Origin of the sequence: Desulfonatronospira thiodismutans ASO3-1, from assembly GCF_000174435.1 — a bacterium.
In the GTDB taxonomy this organism is placed as follows: domain Bacteria; phylum Desulfobacterota; class Desulfovibrionia; order Desulfovibrionales; family Desulfonatronovibrionaceae; genus Desulfonatronospira; species Desulfonatronospira thiodismutans.
Map to the genome: position 1 here is coordinate 617942 of NZ_ACJN02000002.1, position 15711 is coordinate 633652.

General features: G+C 54.1%; 14 protein-coding genes. 9 read left to right on the forward strand and 5 right to left on the reverse strand.

Translation table 11 applies throughout. The annotated features are described in order from the left end of the window. Positions 1-385: 385 nt before the first annotated feature. Both DTHIO_RS09040 and DTHIO_RS09045 read left to right on the forward strand, forming a co-directional pair. The gene (locus tag DTHIO_RS09040; RefSeq protein ID WP_008870004.1) at positions 386-1039 is read left to right on the forward strand and encodes an adenylyl-sulfate kinase; all 654 of its coding nucleotides are present in this window, start codon (positions 386-388) and stop codon (positions 1037-1039) included. A 19-nt stretch (positions 1040-1058) separates the two neighbouring features. Beyond that, on the forward strand, positions 1059-1790 hold the full coding sequence (locus tag DTHIO_RS09045; RefSeq protein WP_008870005.1) for an RsmE family RNA methyltransferase: 732 nt from the start codon (positions 1059-1061) through the stop codon (positions 1788-1790). Between the two features lie 12 nt (positions 1791-1802). On the opposite strand, the gene DTHIO_RS09050 is transcribed toward DTHIO_RS09045, so the two are convergent. From DTHIO_RS09050 to thrB, 5 genes are all read right to left on the reverse strand, one after another. Next, positions 1803-3344: a DUF4139 domain-containing protein gene (locus DTHIO_RS09050; protein ID WP_008870006.1), complete on the reverse strand. Its 1542-nt coding sequence runs from the start codon at positions 3342-3344 to the stop codon at positions 1803-1805. Positions 3345-3413: 69 nt separating this feature from the next. Next, positions 3414-4934 carry an ATP-binding protein gene (locus tag DTHIO_RS09055; protein ID WP_008870007.1) on the reverse strand — a complete coding sequence of 507 codons (1521 nt, stop codon included), beginning with the start codon at positions 4932-4934 and terminating at the stop codon, positions 3414-3416. A 79-nt stretch (positions 4935-5013) separates the two neighbouring features. After that, positions 5014-5463, reverse strand: a complete 450-nt coding sequence (locus DTHIO_RS09060; RefSeq protein WP_144311496.1) for a hypothetical protein — start codon at positions 5461-5463, stop codon at positions 5014-5016. A gap of 235 nt (positions 5464-5698) precedes the next feature. Then, on the reverse strand, positions 5699-6280 hold the full coding sequence (locus DTHIO_RS09065) for a hypothetical protein (protein ID WP_008870009.1): 582 nt from the start codon (positions 6278-6280) through the stop codon (positions 5699-5701). Continuing rightward, complete coding sequence (thrB, locus tag DTHIO_RS09070; protein ID WP_008870010.1) at positions 6280-6819, reverse strand: homoserine kinase; 540 nt, start codon at positions 6817-6819, stop codon at positions 6280-6282. Before thrB ends, DTHIO_RS09065 begins: the two co-directional genes overlap by 1 nt. 219 nt (positions 6820-7038) lie before the next feature. On the opposite strand from thrB, the gene DTHIO_RS09075 reads away from it, so the two are divergent. From DTHIO_RS09075 to DTHIO_RS09105, 7 genes are all read left to right on the forward strand, one after another. Beyond that, complete coding sequence (locus DTHIO_RS09075; protein ID WP_008870011.1) at positions 7039-7656, forward strand: D-sedoheptulose 7-phosphate isomerase; 618 nt, start codon at positions 7039-7041, stop codon at positions 7654-7656. Positions 7657-7983: 327 nt separating this feature from the next. Next, a complete protein-coding gene (locus DTHIO_RS09080) occupies positions 7984-8223 on the forward strand; it encodes an FmdB family zinc ribbon protein (RefSeq protein WP_008870012.1) in 240 nt (79 codons plus the stop codon). 24 nt (positions 8224-8247) lie between these two features. Next, the gene (locus DTHIO_RS09085) at positions 8248-9504 is read left to right on the forward strand and encodes an amidohydrolase (RefSeq protein ID WP_008870013.1); all 1257 of its coding nucleotides are present in this window, start codon (positions 8248-8250) and stop codon (positions 9502-9504) included. Next, complete coding sequence (locus DTHIO_RS09090; protein WP_008870014.1) at positions 9474-10010, forward strand: cob(I)yrinic acid a,c-diamide adenosyltransferase; 537 nt, start codon at positions 9474-9476, stop codon at positions 10008-10010. Before DTHIO_RS09085 ends, DTHIO_RS09090 begins: the two co-directional genes overlap by 31 nt. A 43-nt stretch (positions 10011-10053) precedes the next feature. Next, positions 10054-12063, forward strand: a complete 2010-nt coding sequence (locus DTHIO_RS09095; protein WP_008870015.1) for a SpoIIE family protein phosphatase — start codon at positions 10054-10056, stop codon at positions 12061-12063. Between the two features lie 7 nt (positions 12064-12070). Beyond that, complete coding sequence (locus tag DTHIO_RS09100) at positions 12071-13150, forward strand: hypothetical protein (protein ID WP_008870016.1); 1080 nt, start codon at positions 12071-12073, stop codon at positions 13148-13150. A gap of 195 nt (positions 13151-13345) precedes the next feature. Then, positions 13346-15559: an MFS transporter gene (locus tag DTHIO_RS09105; RefSeq protein WP_008870017.1), complete on the forward strand. Its 2214-nt coding sequence runs from the start codon at positions 13346-13348 to the stop codon at positions 15557-15559. The last annotated feature ends 152 nt before the right edge of the window (positions 15560-15711 follow it).

Sequence of the window (15711 nt, forward strand, 5' to 3'; positions counted from 1 at the left end):
ATATTGTTATAATTAAAAATAAACTTCCTCTGACATCCTGGCAGCATACAATTCCTCTGCAATGTCGTAACCATTCAGGGGATCATGGGTGTTGATTACTGGCACTCACGCCTCTGGCGTGAGTGGGGACTGTCCCTCGCTAAGTACTAAATGTGCAGGTTCACAAAAACTCGCGTCTGTAATTTTTGTATTTGTGAGGAGAAAAGGTGTCGCGGGGACTGTCCCCAGTCATGCCAGAGGCGTGTTTCCGGCATCCCCTGAATGGTTACGTAATGTCCAGGACCACAGGCCGGGAAATAAAGTTGCCCTGCAGGGCAGGCCCTGATAAGCTGAACAACATAAATGCATCTGAAACTTTTCAAAAGCCAAGGGGGGGTTCAGGCTCATGCAGACACTTGCCGCTGTCGCAACAGGCCTTTTTTGTGCAGCATCCTGGCTGAATGGAAATACAGGCAGAGATCCGCAACAACCCGGAACAGTCATCTGGTTTACCGGGCTGCCCGGATGTGGCAAAAGCAGCATCTGCGATTTCGTTTTGTCCATGCTCCGGGACAAAGGCTTTGACCCGGTTCTGCTTCGCATGGATGACCGGCGCAAGCAATATTTTCCAAGGCCCGAATACACCAGGGAGGAACGGGAAAAGGCTTACGGGCTTTTTGCCAGGGAAGCAGTAGAGTACGCCCGGCAGGGCCGCCTGGTGCTTATGGACGCCACCGCCCCCAGGCTTGAAATGCGCAAAAGAGTTCGAGACCGGGTCCCTGTTTTTGCTGAAATTCATATCTACTGCACCCTGGACACAGCCATGCACAGGGAGCGCTCCAGGCCCGGTGGGCAGGTCATGGCCGAGCTTTATGACAAAGCCCTGGAGAGGAAAAAAACCGGCCGGGATTTTCCCGGACTGGGTATGGTCATCGGTGTGGACCAGGAGTTCGAGGTGGACCCGGAAGCCGAAATGACCCTGGAAAACGACCACCTGAGCCTGCAGGAAGCCGGACAGAAGGTGAGTAACTTCATCCTGGAAAACATTCTTTGCAAGTAACAACCAAGCCCTACTGTCAATGCACACCTTTTATCTACCCCCGGAAAAGTGGCAGGAGCCTTATTGCCTGGAGTCTGATGAAGCACACCATTTAAGCCGGGTGCTGCGCATTAGTGCCGGTGAAAAGATCCGTGTCCTGGATGGGCGGGGCAGACTGGGTATTTTCGAGGTCCGTACCAGCAGCAGGAAAGAAGCCGGTTTGTTTCCGGAAAATATCTGGAGGGTGCCAAAACCGCAGACCAGGTTGCACCTGGCTCTGGGCTGGAACAAAAGTTCCCGCCGCTCCTGGCTTCTGGAAAAGGCGGTGGAGCTTGGAGTATGGAGGCTTGTTTTCTGGACCGGCAAAAACAGCCAGGGCAGGATGGACAATGCCAGTTACCAAAACTGGCATAAAAAAATAGTCACGGCGGCCAAACAAAGCCGCAACCCCTGGTTCCCTGAGCCTGTGTTTCTTTCCGGGAATGTGCAGGAACTGGTGCAATACGCCCGTAATATACCTGTAAGAATCGCCCTGTGGGAGCAGGAATGCCAGGACGACCTAGTGAGTCTTTACCAGGCAGGCCCAGAACCGGACAGGGTGGTGGCCATCGGACCTGAAGGAGGACTTACACAGGAAGAACTGCAGGTGCTCATGCAGGCCGGCTTCAAGCCCGCTTCCCTTGGCCCCCGTGTGCTTCGCTGGGAAACGGCGGCCCTTAGCGTTTTATGCCTGGACATGTTCTTCAGGCACAGGGAAGAAGGTAAACATTGAGACCGAAAACAGCTACCTGCTTCTCCAGCCCCAGTCCACATCCATATCCCCGGGTGCCTGAATCTGCATCTGCAGATCCACCTCGCCCTTTTCTCCCCCGCCCAGATCCATTTCCCAGATGAACAAGGACTCTGTTTCTTCCGACGGTTCAGGGGTCAGGTCGAATGATGCCTGCATATTGTCGTCACCGAGAACCGGTCTTGGTTCCTCCAGCCTGATGCGCACGGGATGGTCGTGATGGTTGTGCACATTCACCAGGAAATGCCACCTGTAGGTCTGGCGCTCCCGGATAATCCCCCTGGTACCTGAGGCACTGGCTTTGGTGATGGTCTCTGCAGTAACAAAGGGATCCTCGCCGAAATAAATCTCTTTCTCCGCTCCAGTAAAACTAAAATCCCGGCGGCCCACCATGGCCTGGTCATGAAAAAACACGGCCTCGCCTGGCGGAATGTTCTGAACCTTATCCAGATCCAACTGTGCCCGCAAAAAAGCATTGTTGCTTCTGCTGGGGCGCAGCAGACGTACAAACTCTGCAGGCCAGGTCTCCTCGTGGATCTTTATCCTGGGCCTTTCCCCGGCTGCCAGATCCTGCTCTCCCAGATGCCAGACGGAAAACTGTCCCCGGCGCTCCTGGACCGGTGCTTTATCCGCGGCAGCCTCCATTACAGACATCCTGACGTCCCTGGGTCCGGGCAGGCCTGCTTCCGGTATTGGGCGGACAATCCAGTCCGGAATCCGGGGAGGGTCCAGGTCAGTCTGCGGCTCCAGGGTGGCCAGACTGATGCGGGTATCCTGCCAGTCATGGCCGCTGCTCTGCCAGACCCTGGCATTCCAGGTAAATTGCACCCCGCCCTCGGCGGAATCCGCCTGCAGCCGGTATTCAGGCTCCCATCCGCACCCGGACAGAATATAATCAAAGGCTATACCTGCAGCTTCCAAGCTGTCTGCACCTTCCAGAAACACCAGCACTTCCCAGGTCTTGTGCTCGGGACCCGTAATTTCCCTCAGTCTGTCCTGCAGCTCCTGGATTCTTTTTTCAATCTCCTCCAGTTCATTCCCAGCCTCGGACTTCTCCAGATAAGCAAGCTTCAAAGCTTCAAAGATTTTGGCAGCCGCCTGGTCCATCCGGTCTGCTTCCTCATGGTGATCCCTGCGGGATTCCCAGAAGGCTGTCCGGGCTTGGTAAGCCTTCAGGACAGCTTCCTGCTTCTGTCTGCTGCTTTCATGCTCCTGGAGCTTTTGTCTAAGCTCCCGGACCCGCCTGGAATCTTCCGGGTCTGTCCTGGACCACTGCACATCTGCCACTGAAAGATCTTCCGGAGCTTCAGGGCGCACCAGCAGAGTGGAAGGATCAGCCTGGGCCGGGAGCTCCAGCCTCACTGCTGTCCGGCCTTCTCTTTCCTGCACTTCAAACTTCCCGGCATCCCAGACCCGGGCGGAATCGGGAAAGATCAGAACCTCCCTGGGAGATGCCTGGGCCTTGAAGGATGCCACAAGACTTATTCCCACCAGTGCCGTCAGACAAAGCATAAACTTTTTTAACTTAGCAGACATTGCCGACTCCTTGGACTATAATCAGACATGTTCCGGCAACTGCCGGGCAGGAACACTTCACAGGACAGACTATTTCTCATCCTCGGGCATGGCCGGGAACAGGGGCAGACGAATGGTTATGCTTGTTCCCTGTCCTTCCAGGCTGAGCACATCTATCTTTCCGCCCATGTCATCCAGAATTTTCTTGGTCATGGCCAGGCCCAGACCTGCTCCTGAATTCTCTTTGGTGGAATAGAAGGGGTTAAAAATCTTGTCCCGTATTTCCTTGGAAATGCCCTTACCGGTATCGCTCACCTCAATCACCACGAACTCCCACTCCACAAAAGTCTCCAGGCCTAATGTACCTCCCTCGGGCATGGCTTCCAGGGCATTCTTCACCAGATTAATAATGCACTGCTTGAGCAGTTCCGGGTCTCCCCTGGCTTTGGCCATATTCGGGGGCATTTCCATTTCAATGCTTACATCCTGCTCCTTGCAGGTTAAGTTAAAAAGCTGCATGACCTCCTGGACCACCCCGTTTACATCTACTTCCTGCTGAACAGGCTCAGTTGGGCGGGCAAAGTTGATTATGCTCTTGAGAATCCTGTCCAGGCGCTTTGATTCCTGCAGAATTATGTTGACCTTGTCCCTGGAAACCGCGTCCAGATCAGGATTTCTGAGCACTGCATTGGCAAAACCTCCAATGGCAAAAAGAGGGTTTCTGATTTCATGAGCGATATAGGTGGACAGTTCACCTATGGCTGCAAGCTTTTCCGACTGCTGCAGACGCTTTTCCATCTCTGTACGTACGGTGATGTCCCGGCGCATCTCCACCACCCTGGAAAGCTGCCCTGCCGCATCAAACACAGGATAAGTATAGATCCTGAAATAATGGGCTCGTCCCTGCTCATCCACCCAGGTCTGCATGGCTTCTGCAGGCCGGTGCTCTTCCATGGTCGTGCGGAAAGGACATTCGGTGCCGTTGAAACCCGGTCCGGAGGAGGCATCGCTGCAGGCGAACAGTTCCCAGCAGTGTTTGCCTATAATGTCCTCCTTTTTTCTATCCATCCTTTTGACGACGCCCATGTTCACATCCTGGATGACCCCGCTGGTATTAAGAAGCAGTATATCGTCCTGGATCTGGTCTGTAACCGCTTCAAAAAGCGCCCTCTGCTGTTTTAGATTCAGCCTGCACTTGTTGCTCACCTCGGCCATGATGAGCATCCCGCAAAGAAAGGTGGCAGCATTGTGATCCACCATGGAGATATTCGCCGGCAGGCTCTTGCGCAGCTTTTTGACCATGTGCTGCTTGTCTGTCAGCTCTATGACCAGATTTATTTCCGGGTGGGCTTTGAGCATATCATGGTGGGATTCATAGAGCTTCACCCCCATTTCCAGGGCTTTTCGCAGGCGCCTGTCCCTGGAGTAGGGCTGGGACAGGGCGACAAGATTGAGCCTGGGAAAAAACTCTTCCAGGTCAGGGTTGCGGGTCAGCTGCAGGATGGATTCAAACCCGGTACCCGTACCGATGATGCCTATATTGAAGCCTTTCTCCACTTCTTCCAGTATGCACAGCTGCTCCTGGTGCAAAAAATCTTCTTCCTGGGACATTGCTTGCCTCTTGGAACATATTGAAAATTAGATCAATATCAATTGCCGTAAAGCCCGGTCCGGCCGCTTAAAGCAGGCATCACCTGGCCAGAGCCTTTTCGCTTGCAAAAAACACGCTCTTTTCCCCGGTTAGAGGTCTTTGCGAGGACGGGTCAACATACCGGTCCTCGGTCAACTGCATCCGATACCCGAAAGTGATATATATGTCCTCTGATCCAGGCATTTTGTCCGGTTTGAGCCTGAAATCCATGGGTACCCCGTTTTGCGGATCCAGCTCCTGGGTAGGATACACCCTGAGATCTCTAGCCAGTACCCGGCCATCATCATCACTTAGATAGGCGGTAATCCACAGGTTGTGCATCCATTTGCCCCACCCGGGAAGGTTTTCCTGCCTGGGATAAGCAGTGCCCTGGATATGGTAGTGATCATTCTTCACCTTATTTACGTAGGCAAAGTCCCAGTAGCGCATCTGCAGTTCCTCCTCCTGGTCGAAGCTCAGTGGATTGGAACTCAGATGCTTCACGCTCATATACGAACATCCGGCCAACATCATTATAATACACAAAAGCAGAATGTATCTGGGCATGCTTTTATCCATTGTAGCCCCCGTTGGTTTGCTTTTCCCGGCAACAGGACCTCCGCCCGTCACCCCCTGCTGACAACCCCTGCTACATAACCAATAATCTTCCTGAATTCCTCAATTCCCCAATCCCCCAATCCATAAATCCCTTAATTCCTTAATTCCTTAATTCTAAATCCATCAATTACTGCTTAAAAGGCGGTCCATGCATAATCATCTCCGCCAAAGTCATATTAACCCTGTCCATTTTTACTATCTTTGGACCAACATAGCTTTGCTCCAGCCAGGCCAACTGATGATAAAACCTGGTCCGGTCCAGCCTGGGGACATGGCTTAGATGCTCTGTCTTTTCCCGGCACCTGAAGCACCCCGGAAATTCCCGGGAGCGCCCCCCGGGAGCGGTGTGGGTGCTGGGCACCCCGTGCAGGCGGCAGATCATAAGCCTGTGATGGTACAAAACACACCAGCCATCAAAGTTTACCGGGCACATGATCAAGGGATCTCTGCCCTGGGACAGGTCGGTGTTCATCTGTTCCACGTATTCCCCGGCCCGCTCCACGATCTCCCGGCGTATTTCCGGGCGGCACTGCTCCAGGCCTTTCCAGAAATAGGCCCATTCCACCCTGGTATGATGCCTGAAAAAACTGTTGCAGCAGTTGTCCGGGCACCCATCGCAGGTAAACCCGGTTTCGGCTGCTACCTGATCATAACTGTTCTGCATCTCCTGGTACAGCTTCTCAAGCTTATTGAAAACCACCCTGGGCATCAATTTTTTAATTTTTGCCACTGTCTTAAAACCTCTACACACTGCTCCGGGCTTTTTTTATCCGTATCCAGGACCAGTTGGGCATATTTTTCATACAAAGGCCTGCGCTGGCGGTATACCTGCTCCAGGCTGAAACCCTTCTGCACCGCCATGCCCCTGTCCCGGGCATCGCTGATACGCTTAGAAATGACCTCCAGTCCGGCCCTGAGATAAACTATGCGGCCAAGGCTTCCCAGGTGCTGCATGGCCCGGGGGCGATAAACCACGCTTCCTCCAGTGGAAATGACCGCCTGATGCAGATTTATGGAACTTACCAGTTCCGCCTCGGCATCAAGAAATCCCTCCAGGCCCAGGTGGTCTAAAACAGCCTGCAGGGGCATTCCCCACCAGGCCTGAATCAGATAATCCGTATCAACCCAGGCGCACCTTCTGTCTGCGCATAAAATCCTGCCCAGGGTGGACTTGCCCGAACCCGGCATACCGATTAAAATCAGACAGGTGGATTGCTGCAGTATCTTTTTTTCTTTGTTCTGCGACACTTGATAGACCCTGGCATCACTTAGCCATGAAGCTGTCAATATTGAATAATTGAATCAGCGGCAAAAGAAAAGGGCCAACTCCATCCAAATTTGAACAGGCATGGGAATTGACCAAAGTCTTTGTACCGCCTATAAACACCCCGGGGCCGATAACCCGGGATCAAGAACGCCCGGGCAATAGCCCGTGCGCAGACCGCCAATTTCTTTCCAGGAGAATTCATGCAGGACAAAAGCCTGGATATTATTCATGCCCACGCCCGGGACGGGTCCAGGGCCAGGGACGCTTTTTTCGAGAAAAACGCTTTAGAACTTGCAGCCATCAGCAGAACAATCGCCGCAAGCATGGTGGCCGGGGGCAAGGTGCTTTTCTGCGGAAATGGCGGCAGCGCGGCCGATGCCCAGCACCTGGCGGCTGAATTCGTAAACCGCTTTCTTCTGGAAAGGCCACCTTTGCCGGCCATTGCCCTGACCACGGATACCTCTATACTTACAGCCATAAGCAATGATTATCATTTCCACGAGGTATTCGTAAAGCAGGTCAAGGCCCTGGGTCGCTCCGGGGATATCCTGGTGGGCATATCCACCTCCGGGGGCAGCGACAATATCAACAAGGCCCTGCATCAGGCCCTGGAATTGGATATGGTCACAGTGGGGCTCACGGGTAAAAAGGGCCGGGAGCCCATGCAGGCATGCTGCTCTCACCTGCTCGTGGTGGACGAGGAATCAACCCCCATCATCCAGGAGGTGCACATTGCCGCCGGGCACATCCTCTGCATGCTTGTGGATCACTACCTTTTTGAAAAACCACAGGAATCGAAAAAGGGTCAGGGATGCTGAAATGCCGGGATTCTGGGATTTAGAGCAGGCCAGGGGACTGTTCCGCACTTACTTTTTAATGTGGCCCATGCCCGCAACCCAAGCGAAAAAATTGCCCCTGAGCACTTAAGCATCTGTGCTTACGCTTATCATCGGGGTCGGTATCGGTATCGGGGTCGAGGTCGGAATCAAATCCGTTAGGCACAGTCAAGTGCGACGCTGTCCGGTATTTTCGATTCCGATACCGATTCCGACACAAAAATAAGTGCGGGGGTGCCTGTCCCCGATGACTGTAAACAGCAAAGCTTGAAAAGTTTCGCAGTAGCGCTAAAAATGGAGGAAACATAAATGCCTTTACATGAGTTTGTATGTGTGGATTGTGGACAAGAATTTGAAGAACTTATCCTCAAGGAGGACGAAACAGTAACCTGCCCCGGATGCAGGGGATCCAATGCCCAGAAACTCATATCCGCCTGCAAGTTCAGGACTGGCGGGCCGGTGGTCCAGGGCAGCCCTTCGGCCAATGCCATAACCTCCAGAAGTTCCGGATGCGGCGGGTGTGCCGGCGGAAACTGTTCCAGCTGTTAACCCCGGATTTTTCAGGAGAACGGCATGTCTTCACTGCTTATAAAAGACGTCCTGTTGAAAGACCGTATCGTTGACGTCCTGATCCGAAACGGGCGATTCCAGGATATCGCCCCCGGCCTGGAAGAACCAGAGGCTCAGGTGTTGGACGGAAGGGACAAGGCCATACTGCCCTCGTTTATCAATTCACACACACACGCCGCCATGACTCTGCTTCGCGGCTACGCCGACGACCTGGACCTGCATACTTGGCTGACCCAGCATATCTGGCCCTTTGAACACCAGCTGACTTTTAACGACGTTTATATCGGGGCCAAGCTGGCCTGTCTGGAGATGATCAAGACAGGAACCACCTTTTTTTGCGACATGTACTGGCATATGCCGGCCACCCTGAAAGCGGTGGAGGAGATGGGCATCCGTGCGGCCCTGTCCTCTGTTTTCATTGATTTCGGCGACCCGGCCAAGGCCAAGCAGTTCCGCTCCCGCACCAGGAAGTTCTTCAGAGAAAACGACAGACATGAAAGAATTATTTTCTGTCTGGGGCCGCACGGAATCTATACCGTGTCCAGGGACTCCCTGGTCTGGGTATCCGAGTTCGCCAGAGAACATGACCTGCTCATACACATCCATGTCTCTGAAACCCGGAAAGAAGTTGAAGACTGCCTGCAGGAAAACGGTCTAAGGCCGGTAGAATATCTGGAAAGCATAGGTTTTCTGGGACCCAACGTAATCGCCTGTCACAGCATATGGCTGACTGAAAAGGAAATGGACATGCTGGCCCGGCACGGGGTCAAGGTGGTGCACAATCCCGTCTCCAACATGAAACTGGCTTCAGGACTCTTTCCATATCAGGATATGCGTAAGAGAAATATCTGCATAGGTCTGGGCACTGACGGCTGCTCCTCCAATAACAACCTGGACATGCTCCAGGAGATAAAGACCGGGGCATTGCTGGGCAAGAGTTCCACCGGGGAGCCAACCGTATTCCCGGCCCAGGAAGCCTGGGAATGCGCCACTATAAACGGGGGGGAGATTTTCGGCCTGGAAGCCGGGACTATAGCCGTGGGGCAGTTGGCCGACTGCATCCTGGTGGACCTTGACCATCACACCCTGATACCCAGACACGATCTCATATCCAACCTGGTCTATTCCGCTTCCAGCGAATGCATTGACACCACCATCTGCAACGGGCGCGTCCTCATGCAGGGCCGAAAAGTGCCCGGGGAAGAGCAAATCATCCAGGAGATCAAAGAGTGGGAGGAAAATCTGAAAAACAGGCCCTGATCCTGGTCTACACCGGGGAGGGCAAGGGCAAGACCTCGGCCGCCGTGGGCCAGGCACTGCGCGCTCTGGGCGCCGGACTGAGCGTTGGTTTCGGGCAGTTCTTCAAGCGTGATTCCCAGTCCGGAGAGCAGAAAATTCTGAAAAAGCTGCTGCCCGCGGGCATGTTTCTGGCTTCCGGAGAAGGCTTTTACCGTGACGGGCACGATCATGAGCGCCATCGGGCCAAGGCCCTGGACCTGGTGGACTGGGCCGGGGAAAAAATACAGGGAAAAGCTCAAATGCTGGTTCTGGACGAGGCTCTGTACGCCCTGAACCGGGGACTGATCGACCGCCGGGAGCTGGAATTTATCCTGGACGGGGCTGCAAACAGCGGCACCACTCTGGTACTCACCGGCAGGGACCTGCCGGACTGGCTCAAAGACAGAGCAGACCTGGTTTCGGAAATCCACCTGATCAAACATCACTTCGAGCAGAACATCCCCGCCCGCAAAGGGATAGAGTTTTAAAACGCTTCGCAAATGTAAGGCAGCAACCCCGCAAGCATTTATTATGTTCAAAACCATGCGCTCCAGGCTTGTTGCCATTATTGCTCTTATCCTGCTGCTTACTGCTGCAGTCATCATCTATTTCACGCACCGTGATGTAGGCAGGGAAGTGACCAGGCTGGAACAGAACAATGCCGAAAACATCCTCAACTCCGTCTTTCTCAATATCCAGGGAGTCTACAGGGGACTTATCTTCGACCGGGTCAGCAGTATTGACCGGGCCAAAGACCGACTGCACCGCGAAGTACGCATGATCCTCTCAGGCCTGGACCTGCCTGAGGCACCGGTAGAGACCCCGGCCCGGGAATTCGAGAAATCCGGCAAGGATGAACTCTTAGAGTGGCTGCAGGCCCTTGGGCAAGGCGACACTGAATTTTTTGTCGCTGATCCAGGCCAAGACATTATTTTTTCCTCCCGGGAAGGCCTTAAGGGACGAAACCTGGACCAGATGCAGGACTTAAGGGGAGAACCCATTTCAGATGCCGTGAACAGGGAAGAAAGCCCCCGCAGGCAATACATTGTCTTTTCCCCGGAATCAAAGGAGACTGAAAAGGACCAGAACCTGGCCTACCTGAGCAGTTTTCCCGGGCTGGAATGGGTCCTGGGGGCATTCGTGGACATATCCTCCATTGAAGAGGCTGAAAAGGACCGCATGCAGGAACTGATTCAGGAGCTGCAGGATCAGTTCAGGCAGGTCAGCCTGGCTGAAAGCGGATCACTTTTTATTTTCCGGGAGGACGGGGAGATGGTGGTCCCGCCCCACGAACCTGCACATGAAGAGGAGCTTGCCCCTCACCTGCCCGGTCTGGCCCGGCAAAGTCTCCAGAGCGAAACCGGCCGCAGCACCCTGGATACCGGTCAGGGATACATGATTGTCCTGACCAGGTACTTCAGGCCTCTGGACTGGTACTTGAGCGCCATGATCCCCGAGGCCGAAATCAGGGCCCCTGCCCAGGGCATGGTCCAGAGACAGTCGTGGCTCATTGCCGGCATTTTCCTTTTGGGGGCTTTGGCAGCCGTATTTTTCGTGCGCCACATATCCAGGCCCTTGTCCCTGCTGGCCGGGCACACCCGGGATCTGGCGGGCAAAGACCTGGCTTCGGACGATTTTGAGTCGGAAAAGATCATTGCCCTGACCAGGAAGCATCATGACGAAGTGGGCGAGCTGGCCGGCTCATTTGTATACATGCAGGAAGAGCTCAAAAAAAATGTCCGCAAGCTCCTGGAAACCACTGCAGCCAAGGAGAGATACGAAAGCGAACTCTCCCTGGCCAGAGACATTCAGATGAGCATAGTGCCCAGGAAGTTTCCGGCCTTCCCGGACATCAGGGAGTTTGATCTTTTCGCCATTCTTGAGCCTGCCAGGGAGGTGGGTGGCGACCTGTATGACTTTTTCCTGCTGGATGAGCAGCATTTGTGTTTTACAGTGGGAGACGTATCAGACAAGGGCATGCCAGCGGCCCTGTATATGGCCATTACCAGGACCCTCATCCAGAGCCATGCCGCCAAGGAAAAGTCCCCGGCAGGGATAATGGCCCGGGTGAATAACGACCTGAGCAGGGACAACCCCAAGAGCATGTTTGTCACCCTCATTATCGGCATCCTGGACATGTCCACCGGCGAGATCAGATACGCCAATGCCGGTCACAATCTGCCCATACACATGGATGCCCAGGGCGGGCTTTCTTTTGTCAAGGGCATAAGCGGCCCTGTGGCCGGGGCCATGGAAGACCTGCCCTACAGGGAGCTTCTGGTAACCTTGAACCCTGGTGAAAGCCTTTTTCTGTATACCGACGGCGTTACCGAAGCCATGAACCAGAAACAGGAACTCTTTTCCGATGAAAGGCTGCTGCAGACGGCCATGCAGGCCAAAAACCAGGAACTGCAAAAGCTTTTGCATGACATCCGCAAAGAGATCAGGACATTCTCGGCAGATGTGCCCCAGTCCGACGACATCACCATGTTTGTTCTGAGATACTACGGTCCCGGCGCTTCCTTAAAACCGGACAGGTAAGGATCACATGCACTTCAGACTGAAGATATTCACGGCCACCCTGGCCATCCTTCTTTTTACCCTGGTTCTCAATTCCGTTTTGAGCATCTCCTCCTTTGAGAAGATATACTCCAGGTCCCTTGTATCCATCATGGAATCCAGGGCGGTAAACCTCAAGCAGGACATTGAGCGCGGAATCCTGCTGGGCAAGCCCCTGGACGCCTTTGAAGGCATGGACGATATGCTGGCTCAGTTCCTGGATTCCAACCCCAGGGTGGAAAACGTGGCCGTGAGCATGGAACCCGGGGAAATAATCTATTTCAAGGGGGCAGAAGAAAATGGTTCCAGTCTTCTTGCCCGGCATGCGCAGGAATTTGAGGGGCAAGAGGAGCCCCACGCCGTTTTTGACCGGGACAGATACATTTTATACCTGCCCATAGTCCACAGGGCTGAACAACAGACCCACGGAGGGTTGTTCCTCTCCTTTTCCCAGGCAGTGATACTGGAGCGCATCACTCAGATGATTAAGGGTGCCCTGAACCGCCTGGGCTGGTCCCTGGGGGGCACCGCCCTTGTTCTGGTGGGCCTTCTGGGTCTTTTCGTGGTCCGCCCCATCAGAAAGGACCTGGAAAGAATCAGGCAGGCCCTTTTGCCCTTTACCCGGGAACACAAAACAGCCGGCACACAGGACGTGCCCCATGAAGAAGCGGATAGCCGGCTCAGCCCGGTTTCAAAAGACGCAAAAACCCATAAGGCCGGGCCTGCTGCGCCCGGATCCGGCCGGACGCCCCTGACCCAGAAATTTCCTGATTCCAGGATAATCCGCAACGATATTTTGAGCCTTGGCAGCTACCTTCAGGAGATAGCCCTGGAGCTTGAGTCCAGAGGCAAAGAGGCCGCAGAATTTCCAGGGCGCTCTTTGAAAGAAATTGCACACGGCCTGGAAATGTGCACCAAAGAGCTTGCCGAACACCTGGAAAACGAAGAAATACCCCATGATCTTAGACTTGAACTGGAACAGATCATCAGGGACAGCCGGCAGGCAGTCCAAGCCCTTGGCAGGGCTACAGACGACGTAACCATTCAGGGGGTCCTCGGTAGTGACTAATGACAACAAGGCCAGGGGGGACTGTCCCGCACTTATTTTTCTAACGCTCACATCTGTTAGTTGTTCATCAAAAAAAAATAAGTGCGGGACTGTCCCCCTGGCCGGTACTTGCCCCCCTGGATGGTTACAAGGCTACAGGTACGCATCAGGCTTCAAAGAGCCTTCAGCTGATACATCAGGCAGGGGAGGCGGCTTATGAAACCGGACCTGAGCCTGAAAGTAAATGTGTTCCTGGTGGCTGTGGCGGTGATCATACTGGGGCAGGCTGCGTATTCTTATTTCAATATAAATGCTTTTCAGTCCAGCCACGTGAGCACCATCAGGGAAAAGGCCCAGAGCGCCGGCCAGAACCTGAAAAATGACCTGGAATATGTCCTGGACATGGGCATCTCTCTCGAGAGGATAGCCAGGCTTGAGGACAACCTGGAAAATATCCTCGCCGACCTGCCTGAGGTAGAGTTCATGGAGATCACCGACACCAGGGACTATACACTTTTTTTTGCCGACCATGACCAGGCCCTGGACATTGAGCCCGGCACCCGCAAGTCCGATTTTGTCCACAAGCCCTACGTCTCTGAGCTGTCCCGCAAGGGCCTGACTCCTGAAGACACGGACATATCCCTGCCCCTGAAGGCGCAGGGGCAGCTCCAGGGACAAATCAACATGCACATTTCCGGAAGCGTCATCCACGCCCAGTCCAGGCAGATCATGTGGGACATGCTCACAGTCATGTTCACCTCTCTTCTGCTGACCTTTGAATTTCTCACCTTTTTCGTCATCTACTATATAAGCCACCCATTAAGCGTACTGCGCCGGGACATCTCCCGCAGCTATCCGCGGCTTATGTCCGTGGACAGCGACAAGTACGCTTCCCTGGGCGAGATAAGCGTGCTGGCGGATTATTATAACTCCATAATAAAAAACCAGGCCCAGAGATTTGCCACAGGTCTGCGGGGCTTTCTTCCGGATCTGTCCCAGGGGCTTTCTGCACCGCCCCGGCAGCAGACAGAAAAAATATCCGGCCTGGTTCAGGAACTTGACGGACCTGAATCCAGCCGTGCTCAAGCACCCCAGGCTGCCCTGCAGAAAATCAGGGCCTGCCTGCAAAAGGTCAACACCTACTGGAGTGACCTGGCCATAAGCATGGAAGGCGGCAGCAGGACCCGGGCACCTGCAGCAGACCGGGATGAAGCTTCCGGGTCTGTCCCCTACTCCCTCATCAGGCCTCTTATCTTTCTTTTCATCATGGCCGACGGATTCAGCCTGTCCTTTTTCCCCATGTATGTTGACTCCCTTTATGAGCCAATTATGGGCCTGTCACGGGAGATGATAATAGGCCTGCCCATTGCCGCTTTTATGCTTACCATGGCCGTATCCATGCCCCTGGCCGGATCCATGACCGATTCCAGGGGCTGGTTCAGACCCCTGATAATCGGGCTTTTACTGAATGCTGCAGGGCATTTTCTCACAGCCATGGCCCAGGATATTCTGTGGCTTATAGTATTTCGCTGCCTGGCCGCTGTGGGCCTGGGCATGGTTTTCATGTGCTGCCAGCGCTTCGTGATTGACAATACCAGCCTCAAGTCCAGGTCCATGGGCATGGCCGGATTCCTGGCCGCCTTTTTCAGCGGGGATATCTGCGGCACGGTCATAGGGGCCATGCTGGCGGAAAGAATCGGTTATGCAAACGTGTTCTATGTAAGCGCCCTGTTCACCTGCCTGGCCCTGATTTTCGCAGTTCTGGTCTTCAGGGGGGAGTTCAGGCCGGCAAAACCACAATCGTCGGGGGGCTTCGGCCTTCCCTTCAAAGCCTCCCAGCTTTTCCAGGTCTTCCGGGACAGGGAGTTCGCTGCCGTGCTCTGGCTGCAGGCCATCCCGGCCAAGCTGGTCCTGGTGGGGTTTCTGTTTTTCTTTGTCCCCCTTTACCTGAGCAGCATTGACGCTCTGCAGTCCAATATAGGCCGGGTGATCATGTGCTACGGCATATGCCTCGTTTTTGCAGGCCCGCTTATATCGCATCTTTTTCCCCAGGTATATCTACGCAAATACTTCATACTCCTGGGCGGGCTTATAACTGCCGGGGCAATGCTTTCTTTCGCCCTTTTCAGCGGTTTCATACCCATCCTGGTCATGGTCATAATGCTGGGCATAGCCCACAGTTTTTCCGTATCCTCTCAGGCCTCGGTGATCTCTGAAACTGATATCGTAAAAAAGCTTGGCCCGGGGGCAGGCATGGGGATATACCGCTTCTGGGAAAGGGCCGGCAACGTGGCCGGACCGCTGGTAATGGGCTTTCTCATCGCCAGGGTGGGCTATGAAAGCTCTGTGGTGCTTTTCGGAATACTGACCCTGATCAGCAGTATCCTGTATCTGGGCTTTCTTATCCGCAGAAACTGGCTCAGCCCTTGAATCAGATGTATCTGTTTAGCGCTGTTAAGAAAAGCATGGGGACAGGCACCCCCGCACTTATTTGTAGCTGATGTGAAGATTATTACTTAAAAATAAGTGCGGGGAGAGCCAGTCCCCATGCCACATGCAAAGCGCTAAACAGATACAACCAG